Source organism: Halovenus rubra, assembly GCF_026586665.1.
In the GTDB taxonomy this organism is placed as follows: Archaea; Halobacteriota; Halobacteria; order Halobacteriales; family Haloarculaceae; genus Halovenus; species Halovenus rubra.
Map to the genome: position 1 here is coordinate 1 of NZ_JAODIY010000047.1, position 12,102 is coordinate 12,102.

Here is a 12,102-nt window from a genome sequence, read left to right on the forward strand (position 1 = left end):
CTGGTATCGAGAATTCCGTGAACTTGCGCTGATGTGTGCAGTATACAACATCAGGAAGGCCGCAGAACAGGAGATTCCACTCCCTTCAGGTGATTAAACACGGCCGTTTGGAGACACCCCCCTGCAAACCCCGAGATGACTAATTTCAGGGCTAAACACGAAATTTCACGCATTAGAAGAACTCTAACGAGAAAATTACGGAGGGTTTTGATAAAGAGAAACTATTAATAAGGATGCTATCAAACTATAACCGCAAACCTGTCAACGAAAAATGAATAATTAGTGGTAGTAATAAAAATTATCTAGATGTTATAGAAGAGGTATTGGCTCAATATCCACGATAATAACCCTCTCAAACGCTCTCCCGGCGATTCAATGGTTGCGCTAACTCTACAGAACCCTACTCCAAAAACCCGATCCATTTTTCACACGGTGTGAGTGTGTGGGCCCTCGATCAAATACCGCTTGGGAAAAAGCAGATCCATTTTTCACACGGTTGGGGTATGCTTGCAGCTATGTTGTTGTCAGTTATCACTATTCAGAATATTTGATTTAGCTTCGTGACTTAGAATTAAAAAAACCTGCAGGTTATTTTCATTGACCCCGTTGAGTTGAAAACGATTATCGACTACTGCCGCTTCTCAATACTAAACGGCTAGATATAGCCGATAGATTGTCTATTGCAAAAATCTAGCAGATCACGACTGAAGGCCCACTAAATCAAGGCGGCAATACTGTATCGGTTACAGATGGATCAGCCGATCCTACTGAAACAACGCCTCGTGATGAGACTAAATGGCGAAACAATGTGCGTTTACTAGTCTTCTCGCACAGCCTGTGCGTAACTACTATCTTTTATTATACTGTACCCCCTGTGCATGGAAGTCGCCACATATGTCCGAGTCAGCATGGAAGAACAATCGCTTGAGCGCCAACTCAAGAAAACTCACGAGTATTCGCAGCGTCACTTCGACACACCACCGACTGAGACTTATCGAGACAAGTCAACTGGAACAAATACTGATCGATCGGACTTCCACCAGATGTTGAATGACGTTGAGAACGGGAAGTACGACGCGGTAATTGCTAATTCGATTTCACGCATCTCTAGGTCAATCCGAGATCTTGATGAAACAGTTGAACACATCGTCGACAACTCAAACACTGAGCTCCACATTATCTCAGAAGGCCTGCAGATGACTGGCGAAGATGATCCATACCAGAAAGCAATGCTCCAATTGCTCGGTGTCTTCGCGGAACTTGAAGCCGAGATGACGCGCCAGCGGGTAAAGGAAGGTATCCGAACCAGAATGGAGAATGAGGACTATCACCATGGACCAGCGCCGCTTGGTTTCGAGAAGGATGACGGCTATCTTATTGAAGCAGCAAATTTCGATCGTGTTCGATCTGTTCTGGAACTCGTTGAGGACGGGGAACTCTCAAAGCGAAAAGCTGCTCGTGAGCTTGATAGCTCTCGTCGGACAATCAATCGAGCTTTAGATCGGCCAGAATTATATTCCCTGTCGTAGAGCTGTCCGAAAAATATCGAGCTCTTACCGAAGACAACGAAGCAGTCCTCACAAAAAGTTGTCAGGATGTACCGTGCAAGATCCAACGCTCGAGTCTTGCACAAAGGACTGGTCCGATTGAACATAGTGGGGATTAGTCGAGACAGAAAAACCACGAGGCTCTTGCATAACTCAGCTTTGCACGTTGAAGTAGCAGCGTGATGTAGGTGGTAGCAAGGACGAATGATGCCGATTACAGATTTCTCTGACGCTAGCGTGCAAAGCTGAAGACGGAGTACAAGTTGGACGAGTTCGACACGACGAGCCACATATCGTGGAAATTCTGGTCTATGCTGCGTTGTTGTCTCTGGTCGTGAGTAGGGAGTTGCTTTCGCTGGTGATTGATCACGCGGATGACGATGCTGCGTTTCCACCAGAACGCTGGGCGGCGACCCCGGTCGCACACCCAGCTCATCCTTGACCGTCTGCGTCAGTTTCTCGGCTACTCACTACCACCGCTGTTGGATTGGTTGATCGAAGACGCCTGAAAAAACCCATCAGCAGCGTCTCACTTTCCAAGAACGACTGGCTTTCGCCACCCAGCCACGTACCACAGAGGTAGCTTAGAAGATAGAGGGACTCTTCTTTTACTTTTACTCAAATTTCAACTCCACTCCCAGTCGATAGCCGCCCCTTCCGGACACCCTTGTGAGTTGTTATTACGTCCTCCTCTTATTGCCTCTCCTGATAGTTTGTAGTCGACATAGAGTCTCCTATCATCTGGTCCTTGGTCTGTGAATTTGAAAAGAATTTCAGCAGTTTTTGTTTCGCCGTTACACGTAGGGGCTGTCCCACCGTATATTGAGGTAGCTAATGGATAGACAGGCTGTGTGTTAACTCCTATTGGTGAAAAGCTGACTGTTTCTTTGTCTTCGGGATAAATACGTGCAATGACGGAGTCATCGTTTTCAGGGGGTGTACCTGTGGTCGGTACTCCATCAACTGGTGTCGCACTCAAAACCTCTATTGGAAGATCTCCTCCAGAGACTTTGAATTCGATCTCAAACGAGGAAATCAATGGCGCTCCGACTCCGTCACCCTCATTTGGATCAATAAGACTCACATTCGTAATTTCAATATCACCGATGGTAAGGTCAATCTGTTCTGTACTGATTACTTCTCCATCGTCAACAGCGACCACATCATAGGCTCCAGGCGATATGGCCGTATCTCGAAATGAACGAGAATCAAGATCAAATGACACTGAAGTCTGTGTTGGTGAAACTCCGCTTTCTCTCAGAACCTCATCCCCTTGACGCAGTTCAACCTTATCTACATTAGTTTCATTATTTATTTCGATGGCTAACTGGGATGTTTGTTGCTCTGGATTGGTAATTATATTTACTTCAAGCGAGTCGTCACCTCCAACGATAGAATTGAGTCCGTCCTGTAGGAAACCAAGCTGAGTGCCTATTACTATAGCAGTCCCCCCTGCTCCGGCATACAAAACGGCCCGTCGTGAAATATTCACATTCCTGTGGCGTGAGGTTGACATCTCAATAAGTCCAGACTGCATTTCGTTTGGAGCAATCAAACTGATATCTTGGACTTCAGCAGCTTCACTGATTTCTTTGTTATATCCGCTTTCAGCAACAAGAGTCGCTCCGTCAGAGCCAACCTTCCTCCGAACTTTCGAGAGGTGTGAAAGGTGCTTGTCTCCCACCTCGTTTTCAGAGCCTGTTACTACCATCACGAGTGCCTGTGCTCTAACTCCTAATTCGCTTTGCAATCGTGCATCAAGAAGTGTGACTGATTCCGACACCTGTTTCTGATCAGCCACTTGCCATCCATTACTCTCAATATATGCTTCCACTCGCTGGACAAACGCACCCTTTGAGCGTGGTGATATTATAGGACGTGAATTTAGATTGGCTGTCTGTGGATGGAGTTGTGTCCACAGTATTCCGCCTAGAGTTCCAAAAACAGCGGGAAAGAGAAGGCCAACAAAAAGGATACTGTCACTGACAATGGGTGTCATTGTTGTGCCTTCTTCAGTACGTGAAAAAACAACCGCTCCAAGAACTGCTGGACCAATAGTCCCGACTGTGAGTGTGGCCCCAGCTATCGAGGCGGTCGATAGATCACGGGCTCGGACCTGTTTTGCAACATAGAATCCACCAGCAACCAATACAATAATCGGAATGAGATGGTAGAGAAAGAGTGGGACTTGTGACTCTAGTTCTAACTCGAATTTCCCCAACAGCAGTACTTCAACGGAATCATCAGTAAGAGGATTGAACCCCTGTTCAGAGATTACTTGTCCAGACTCATCTTCAATCAATTCTAAATCAGCAAACTGGGAATTATAATATAGTAACCCTCCTTCTGATATAAGGTTATTAACAAACTCGTCATCCTCAGCGACAATAATGAGAAAGAGTGTAAGCAGATATCCGGCAACAAACGCTACTCCTCCAGTGATGGCCCCCTGTTTGAGTGGAAGTTTGTCTGTAAGTGATTGAGAGTGGTCAGATTGGTCGCTCGGGCTTGGATCGAGAGACATGATTTCCTCTTGACTTTTTCCGTCAAGTGAAGTACTAGAATAGTTTCAACAGCACTGTGAATAAAAAGCATCGATTTTGACACCAAATAATCTGCAAATAATTCTCTGTGGAAAATAGACCTGTAGCCTTCAGAAAAAATTATTGGTACAACTACTCACACTCGCAAACACCAGCGCTTCGAAAATTATCGCCCGATTTAGGCCTTGAGATCCCAGATATATCGATCGTGACTTTTCTGACCCGTCGACAACCGGAAAGACGGCAGCAGGCGGCCGTCGCCCACACTGGGTACACGGGTCAAGCAGACTTCTCGGTATCGTTCCGGTGGGTATAGAACGACATGAACGGTCGAGCCGAGATTGTACCAGGATGAACTGAGAGCTCGAGGCCGTACTGGCTGGCGAACTCGCAGAGGTCGAATTACTGATTGGAGGGCGGTTCAGCGACTTCGAGTCGCTCGATATTGCTAGAAAGACGTGCATTCCATACAGCGCTCTGGCTCACCATCGTCGAGCCAGAGCGCTGTGTGGTCGCTGGCTGGTAGACTGTGCGGCGGTACGGTGGAATCGTCATCCTCACCAACCGGGGCGTGCGGACACTCGTCGCGACCGTCGATGAGGCGGGCGATGCAAGCCGTCTCTGCCGGGCGGTCGAGATCGTGTGCCTGAACGGACGCATCACGCTGGTACTCGCTCATGATTGCGGCGAGTGCCTGCCAGATATCTTGCCATTTTGGATCGTTGGGCTTGTGGTCGAGGTAGTCATGAATCGCCTCTTTCAGCTGGTTGTACTCCTTCCACGTTGGAATCGGCTCGTTCGGGCCAGGGGTCGGCCAGTCTCACAGTCAGTCATTCCAGCCCTGTCTCCTGTGCTCTGTTGAATCACCAGAGGAAGAATTGATCTCCTATTGCGGAGGGGTGCTGAATATGGGCTGGGCGGTCGAGAGCTAGAACCACGGTGAGAGGCATCTCTACCGGCAGATATCAAAACTGCTATCCAACTTCGCCCGAGGGAATACCAATGGTTTTGTCCGCCCAATAGATATAATAGAATTAGGAAAAATGTTCTTATTATGCATCAGAATCCATTATCTGAGGAAGAACTGCGGAGAGGGTTAGAGGGCTACAAATCTGAAACGTTGGATCGTGATGCCCTCACGTTGGATGTGGATACATTCTGGGGGGAAGAGCAAAAAATGCTGAGAGAGTTCACAGAAATATTCCAACAGGAGGGGTGCATTCCGGAACGAAAGCATCTAAAATGCCTAACTAAATGGAAGTGGCCAGGACTCTGGGCGAATTACGCCAATGAAAACACACGAAACCATCTTCGCACTGTAACCAGCGAAGCCTTTCAGATGACAGCCGGGGACGAGCGACCAAAACCAGAAGATGTTCGCAACCAGCTTGAGCATCTCGATGACGAACTGACGGGAGTTTCAGCGGCTACAGGAACAGTATTGTTGACGTTTTGGCGCCCCGATATCTACACGGTAATGGATGTAAGGGCGATATCAACGCTGGAATTTGCCGGACTCTGGACGGGGGACAGCAGGGCGACTATCTCTGAGTATCCACAGTATCTCGAACAGTGTCATTCGATTGTTGAAGATACGAAACTCAGTCTTCGTGACACTGACAGGGCCATCTGGTACCTTGGTGGTGAATACTCAGATGGATCTTCCTTACATTAACCGTGAGGGTATCATAGAACAGTTTACATACCCGCCGTATAGCGATCTATATCAATGGTAGCTCCATTTCCGACGCTATTTTTCGAGCTCAACTAAACAAACGCTCTCTTATGTCACCCATAACAACCGTTCTATGGCATCGCTGAGAATCCCGCTACCTGAACAAACCACGTTTGGCGTGATAGATGTTACGTCCGTTTCAAGATGGTCTTTTTTTGGCGAAAAATTCACAGCAAGCCTGTCGCGTTCTGGGTTGATAAAGCCCCGGAGAATATGAGGTTTCCATTCGTCTTTAGTTAAGAGATCGCAAGACAGCGGTACGATTTAGTCATTATGTAAGTAGAGCAGGAGATAAGAATTGACAATGAATTAACTATTGTTAAAATAAAGCGTTAAGATTACTGTGCACCCGGTGCACGCATTTCTAAGATTGTCTTAGAACATGACTCGAACAAAAATGGCGTCTCCGTCCGGACTGAACTCGTTGATGAGCTCGATCTCCTCGTTGAGGAGTGCGCAGATCTCGGAGCCAGCCGCTCCGAGATCGTTGAAGCAATCATCACAGCATATTTGCAAAGTGATGAAGAGAGAATTAAAAAGACGCGAGAGCTGGTTATCCGCAACAGAAAACGATCTAACTCGTAGAGAAGTCCGTGCACCGAGTGCACGGACTTCTTAGAGCGTTATTGGATATCACGGGCTGAGAGGATTAGTATCACCGTTGTGGTTGGTGAATAGAAGGCTCATTTCTGCTGTCTAATCCCGTCGCCGTATTGCGGTTCAGATCTTAACTAAAGACGAATGATGAGGTTTCTTGGAGAAGTGTTGAGACGGGACAGTTGGGAGCGACCAGCCCTGAACAGTCGTCATCGAACCACGTGGTGGGGTTGAGAGAATCAGTGTCTCGGAGTCATAGAGGGTGAAAATCACTGGTCAGGCGACAGCCGTCGCTGGTGGGCGAAGGCTGTCACCGGCAAATGGAGCCCAATCAACCGAACGAATTCAGGGTCTCGTTCCAGAAGGTCCGAACTCGCTGGATTGCACGCGCCATGCCGCAGCGAGTATACCTCATCGGCAACAAGTTCGTCAACGCTGATGATACTGGCATCCGTTTGTCCTGCTGACAGCCTCTCTGCTTGTTGGAACTTGCAGACGTCGCAGGCCGTCACTACCGGCTCCGGCTGGTTTTAAATACTCAGAACCCGACAGTGCTCACCCCCAATGTTAACCGTTATATAATATTGACGTTAATATAGACACACTGTGTCGATGGAAATCCCAGATCGTGTCCAGATCATCCCTTTCGGGTATGAACGTGCCCGAGTTATAGAGCCGATCAATCGTCTCAAAGCAGATCAAGTGATACTCCTTCGTCAATATGAAGGAACCGATCACGAGGCACCATTTCAGGCTGATGTCGTGGAAGAACTCGAAGCCAACGACCGGATCAAAGTTGAACAACGACGGTGTGATATCTTTTCTCTTGAGGATTCACTGAGAGCAATCAAAAAAGCGATTAGTGACTGCGGAGATGATGATGAAGTGTACGTTAACCTCGCAACAGGAAGTAAACTCACAGCAATAGCGGGGATGTATGCCTGCCAAGCAACTGGAGCAACACCGTTTTATGTGGGATCTGAGTTCCGCGGTGCTGAGGGACATCTGGAACCACCGACAGAACCGTTGGTGGAGTCAGTCGGCAATATCCAAGAAATTCCGAGGTTCAATCTTGACCTCCCTAGCGAAGAGCAACAACAGATACTCGCGTACGTTGCTGACCGTGATCACGTCACAAAAAAAGAACTGATTCGCTATGCAGAAGACCAATCATTGCCGTTTATTGCCGAAACTGAGGCGAAGACCGATGAGGGGAAGTATCGACTGCTGGAAACGCATATTATTGATCCCCTAGAGGAAGATGGATACGTCGATATTACAAAAAGTGGTCGAGAGAAGCACGTCGTCGTGACGGATAGGGGACAAGATCTTCTCGATATCGCTCCGTATAGTGACTAGAACGAATCTTTGCTGGTGAGATGAGGCCAAATATCTGGTTCGCTGATTGTGTTCAGCCCTCGTAGAAGGTACTGTTCCAGCGTCGAGAGATCAGGAACGAGTTGATGCTTGAACCATTCTTGGAGCTGGTCCCAACAGCCTTCGACGGCGTTCAACTCGGGGAGCTTCGACGGGAAGTATCAGACTCCGAGAAACAGATTTACTGTCGGCTGTGGTCAGCCACCGAGTACCCATAACGCACGATCAAGTGTCCGTAGATCAATCTCAAACTGGTTAGCAATTTCTCTGCACACCTGAAGGTAATTGATATATTCGTCTATCGATGGACTGTCCGACACTGGTGTTTCCAGATAACCCTCTCTTGATAAAACACTACCAGCCCGCGAATCAATGACAGTGTATTCATCTGGGTTCATGAACAACAAAAATGCCGAGGCCATCTTAACCTGAATTCCACTCAAATCGATGAGTAAATCCACTTTCCGGCGGGTAGACGATGTGTTAACTACTTCTTCAATGGCTCCCTTCACCCGATCTTGATCATTGCGCCTGAAGTAACCGATTGATCGATGGGTTTTCCAACGTACAATCCACTCCAAGTCGTCCCATGTCCACGTCCCATCCTCAAACGCTACTGGTAGCCGTTCAAGTTGTCGTGGTTCCTCTTTCTGGTAACGCTCCTCTGTTGCAATTTCCATATATTCGTCTGCTTTAGCAATAATCAGTTCACGGTTCAATCCCATATCCAGTGACTGGAGCGATGACCGGACTTCCATGAGAATCCGACCGAGCATGTTCTTCCCCTCCCCGGTATCAGAGTCAGCACCCCAGTAGGTGTCGTCCCACCAGTTCAACTCAACCAACAACTCGTCACCGGTTTTGAGCAGTCGCTCCCGAAGTTCTGGATTCTGAGCGAACTTTGCCGTGACGATTTCGAGCATAATGTACTTTTTGCGCTCTTCCCAGTTTTTCGGGGGAGACGGCTTTTTGCCCAGCTTTTTCGCTTTATTCGGGCTCTCGGCAGAGGCGATTTCATCATACAACTCTTCCTCATCACGAGCTTTCATCGCCTGGTAAGCGTGCTCCGACGTCGGGAATTCTGTCCCGTCGTAGACAACGCTGACTTCGTAGAAGTTCGACAAGAACTCGTTGTCGTTTTCGAACGGTCCAATTACATCTTCTGTTGGCCATTGTGTGCGGTTGTAGTCAGACATACAACCTGGCTTTGTACTCGATACTATAGAAAGTAACGAATTGTCGTAAGTAATTTGGAGAGAGAGTTCATGATTGGATACATGGGAGAAGAACAAACCACTGACTTCGGAGAGCAGATCAGGTATCCAGATACTGTCGTCTGTTTTGATCGAGACTATACCGTGAGTGTGAATCCACATCCAAATCACGAGGCAGTCCCACTCTCGTGGGTGAAACACCTTGCACACGAACGACGAGAGATTCATGTCTGGGCGACTGGAAACCAATATCTCAGAAAAGAGGCCGCCATTCCAGGAATAAATGAAGCGATTACAAGTTGGCAGGAGTTGATGCTCCCCGATTCCGTAGAACGGTTTCGTGAATATGTCCCGCCACAGAGTGCAAGACTCGGCAGAAAAGAAGGGCTCGCACTCGTGAGAGCAATCTACGAAGAACTCAACCCGAACCCGAAGAATCAGCCTGATTTTATCGTGGTTGATGATGTCGATCTCTCGGGACTCGGTGGGTATGAGCATAAATTCCCGTGGACATTTGTTGATGCCATTGAATCAGGGACAGCGCCTGTTGATGTCCAACGTCCTGTTTCGGTGTCTGATGTCCCGCTGACTGAGTCTAATTGTCCGGAGTCATATCCGCCCGTTGATCGGGATGATCCTGCAGTCCTCAGGCTGCGAGAGTAATGATCTTATGTTGTTCATCTACATATACTAATGATACTATGTTATAGTCAAAAGTATTTTAGAACTGGAGGTTGTATGAATAGCTATGACACTACCAGTATTAACCCCAATTTTCGTTACCGGATTGATTGTAGTCTTAGTCACTTGGCTCCTAGTACACAGTCTTGCAAAGGCTGTTACCAGGCGATTAGTGGTTGATGAGTCTGAGATTGGTGATGAAGAACCGTATGTTGACGCGGTTAACTCCCGACATTGGAAACGAACGGTTCTTATTGCAGTCTACACAGTTGCGACTATTTTGATACTGATATTCTTTGATAGTATCAATATATCGGAAATCAGGGTTGGGGAGACTGTTCAATCGGTACAAACCATTTGTGTCTTTTGCGGGTCATACACGATATACATGGATATGGAAGCACTATCACGTGAATTAGAGGATACCACAACGAGATCGATCCTGACTATTTTGCTATTTTCAGCCATCACATCTGGACTATATGTTATATTATATACTCTTCTGCGATATCCAAACCCCGCTCAACACTATCCGCTCAAAACGGAAAATGAGAGAAGCACTGACGAGGCATCAGATGAAGATTCCCGGGAAAAAGAGGATCACGAATCCACATCAGAGAGCAACCAGCAGGAGTCTAACACCGGTGATGTCAATTTAGAAGTACGCTCTTCGACGGAAACATCATCACGCACGTCACGGAGTTCTCGACGGACAACGAACTCAGTACATCCGAGTTCGGGAGAGACATTGCATTTCTTTGAGTCACCACCTGCAAAGGACTTCGAGAATATCGCAGGGATGGACGATCTCAAAGCCGACCTCCAAGAGAAAATTATCGAACCGTTGGATGGAAAACAGGTCTACGCTCAATTCGGGGTTGGCGTTGAAAACGGCATCTTGCTGTATGGTCCTCCTGGAACTGGAAAGACGCATATCGCACGATGTCTCGCCGGTGAACTCGGTGTGAATTTTGCGCCAGTTACGACAGGCGATGTTGCAGGACCGTCTCTGGGGATTGGGGTGCAGCTTATACGTACACTATTCGAGGAAGCGCGTCAAAATCAGCCAGCACTCATCTTCTTCGACGAATTGGACGCAATCGCGACCGACCGATCAAGTCGGTCACAACATCATGACCGCAAACAAATGGTTTCTCAGCTGTTGCAAGAACTTTCGGCTCTCGATAACGAAGAGATAGTCATTATTGGCGGAACAAATGATCCTGACGCAATCGACGATGCAATTATCCGCTCAGGCCGCTTTGATTCGAAAATCAGGATTCCAAAACCAGGTTTCGAGACACGCGGGGCAATTTTCACGTATCATCTCCCGGCACAGTGCGAAGAGATCGATCCGGACCGCTTCAAGCACGCGACCCAAAACTTCAGTGCGAGTGACTTGGTGCAAGCAGCAAACGGCGCATCGCGGCGTGCTGCCCGGCGCTTCCTACATACTAACTCATCATCAGTTACCATAACCGAGGAAGAGATCTTCGATGCGATTGACGATGTTCGTTCGAATCACCGACAACTTGGTGAGTACGTCTCTCAGCCACCAGCCACAGGATTCGAAGCTGTCGCTGGCATGAACGGCCTGAAAACAAGACTCCAGGAGATTGTTATCGACCCACTCGAACGCCCTCAAGAGTACGAGCGGTTCGGGATCTCCGTTGAAACAGGTATTCTTCTCTATGGTCCACCTGGGACGGGCAAGACACACATAACCCACTGTTTAGCTGGCGAACTTGGTATCAACTACGTTGAGTGTCGAACAAGCGAACTCGTCAGTAAATTCGTCGGTCAAGGAGCGAAAAACGTTGATCAACTCTTTCAGGAAGCGACACAACACAGCCCCTGTCTGGTCTTTCTCGACGAACTGGATGCACTGGCAACTGATCGAACGCAAACCCAGCAGACTCAAAGCCAGCGTCAGATGGTCAACCAGTTTCTGCAGGAACTGTCAGAACTCCATGCAGCCGACGAGACTGTAATCGTGATCGGAGCGACGAACCGCCCCGGCGACATCGATACCGCGATTCTTCGGACGGGGAGATTTAACGAAAAAATAGAGGTACCTCCGCCAGATGGAAAGACACGGGTACAGATTCTGCAATCACATCTTGAAGCACCTACGGGAGCACTCAATCTCGAACAGATTATAACCAGAACCCAGGGATTCGTGGCCAGTGATATGGAACAACTGGCGACCGAATCGGCCCGTCACGCCCTTCGCCGATCCCGAGAGAATGACACGTCCGCAAAAGTCACACAACAGGATATCGAAGCAGCAATTCGTCGGCTTGAATCGCCGCAAACGATACAATCACCAAGACAAAGAGTTGTCACAAATTAATATGAACCGACAAGTACTACTACCGAACAAGCCACCAAGGTCGCTCTTTCACAGG

At 48.0% G+C, this 12,102-nt stretch carries 9 protein-coding genes and 1 pseudogene; 6 read left to right on the forward strand and 4 right to left on the reverse strand.

Annotated features, from left to right (window positions below; all coding sequences use genetic code 11):
- The first annotated feature begins 878 nt into the window (after nucleotides 1-878).
- Nucleotides 879-1,529, forward strand: a complete 651-nt coding sequence (locus N5098_RS16705; protein WP_267638977.1) for a recombinase family protein — start codon at nucleotides 879-881, stop codon at nucleotides 1,527-1,529.
- A gap of 260 nt (nucleotides 1,530-1,789) precedes the next feature.
- Nucleotides 1,790-2,135 (forward strand): annotated as a pseudogene (locus N5098_RS16710) (IS4 family transposase); the annotation flags it as partial.
- A gap of 37 nt (nucleotides 2,136-2,172) precedes the next feature.
- Here the strand turns inward: N5098_RS16710 and N5098_RS16715 are convergent.
- Both N5098_RS16715 and N5098_RS16720 read right to left on the reverse strand, forming a co-directional pair.
- Nucleotides 2,173-4,071 carry a DUF7978 family protein gene (locus N5098_RS16715; RefSeq protein ID WP_267638978.1) on the reverse strand — a complete coding sequence of 633 codons (1,899 nt, stop codon included), beginning with the start codon at nucleotides 4,069-4,071 and terminating at the stop codon, nucleotides 2,173-2,175.
- A 467-nt stretch (nucleotides 4,072-4,538) separates the two neighbouring features.
- The gene (locus tag N5098_RS16720) at nucleotides 4,539-4,769 is read right to left on the reverse strand and encodes a hypothetical protein (RefSeq protein WP_267638979.1); all 231 of its coding nucleotides are present in this window, start codon (nucleotides 4,767-4,769) and stop codon (nucleotides 4,539-4,541) included.
- Nucleotides 4,770-5,144: 375 nt separating this feature from the next.
- Between N5098_RS16720 and N5098_RS16725 the strand changes: the two genes are divergently transcribed.
- A complete protein-coding gene (locus tag N5098_RS16725; RefSeq protein WP_267638980.1) occupies nucleotides 5,145-5,765 on the forward strand; it encodes a hypothetical protein in 621 nt (206 codons plus the stop codon).
- Nucleotides 5,766-6,691: 926 nt separating this feature from the next.
- Here the strand turns inward: N5098_RS16725 and N5098_RS16730 are convergent.
- Complete coding sequence (locus tag N5098_RS16730; RefSeq protein ID WP_267638981.1) at nucleotides 6,692-6,934, reverse strand: hypothetical protein; 243 nt, start codon at nucleotides 6,932-6,934, stop codon at nucleotides 6,692-6,694.
- Between the two features lie 100 nt (nucleotides 6,935-7,034).
- Between N5098_RS16730 and N5098_RS16735 the strand changes: the two genes are divergently transcribed.
- The gene (locus tag N5098_RS16735; protein WP_267638982.1) at nucleotides 7,035-7,781 is read left to right on the forward strand and encodes an HFX_2341 family transcriptional regulator domain-containing protein; all 747 of its coding nucleotides are present in this window, start codon (nucleotides 7,035-7,037) and stop codon (nucleotides 7,779-7,781) included.
- 215 nt (nucleotides 7,782-7,996) lie between these two features.
- Here N5098_RS16735 and ybiA read toward each other — a convergent pair whose 3' ends face one another.
- Nucleotides 7,997-8,995, reverse strand: a complete 999-nt coding sequence (gene ybiA, locus N5098_RS16740; RefSeq protein WP_267638983.1) for a riboflavin biosynthesis intermediates N-glycosidase — start codon at nucleotides 8,993-8,995, stop codon at nucleotides 7,997-7,999.
- A gap of 81 nt (nucleotides 8,996-9,076) precedes the next feature.
- On the opposite strand from ybiA, the gene N5098_RS16745 reads away from it, so the two are divergent.
- Complete coding sequence (locus N5098_RS16745; RefSeq protein WP_267638984.1) at nucleotides 9,077-9,676, forward strand: hypothetical protein; 600 nt, start codon at nucleotides 9,077-9,079, stop codon at nucleotides 9,674-9,676.
- A 766-nt stretch (nucleotides 9,677-10,442) separates the two neighbouring features.
- Nucleotides 10,443-12,047, forward strand: a complete 1,605-nt coding sequence (locus N5098_RS16750; protein ID WP_267638985.1) for an AAA family ATPase — start codon at nucleotides 10,443-10,445, stop codon at nucleotides 12,045-12,047.
- Nucleotides 12,048-12,102 lie beyond the last annotated feature (55 nt).

Excerpts from the sequence above, each read along its gene's own strand:
- N5098_RS16705 (WP_267638977.1), top strand. The coding sequence starts at position 879 with ATGGAAGTCGCCACATATGTCCGAGTCAGCATGGAAGAACAATCGCTT.
- N5098_RS16745 (WP_267638984.1), top strand. The coding sequence starts at position 9,077 with ATGGGAGAAGAACAAACCACTGACTTCGGAGAGCAGATCAGGTATCCA.
- N5098_RS16720 (WP_267638979.1), bottom strand. The coding sequence starts at position 4,769 with ATGAGCGAGTACCAGCGTGATGCGTCCGTTCAGGCACACGATCTCGAC.
- N5098_RS16735 (WP_267638982.1), top strand. The coding sequence starts at position 7,035 with ATGGAAATCCCAGATCGTGTCCAGATCATCCCTTTCGGGTATGAACGT.
- N5098_RS16725 (WP_267638980.1), top strand. The coding sequence starts at position 5,145 with ATGCATCAGAATCCATTATCTGAGGAAGAACTGCGGAGAGGGTTAGAG.
- N5098_RS16715 (WP_267638978.1), bottom strand. The coding sequence starts at position 4,071 with ATGTCTCTCGATCCAAGCCCGAGCGACCAATCTGACCACTCTCAATCA.
- ybiA (WP_267638983.1), bottom strand. The coding sequence starts at position 8,995 with ATGTCTGACTACAACCGCACACAATGGCCAACAGAAGATGTAATTGGA.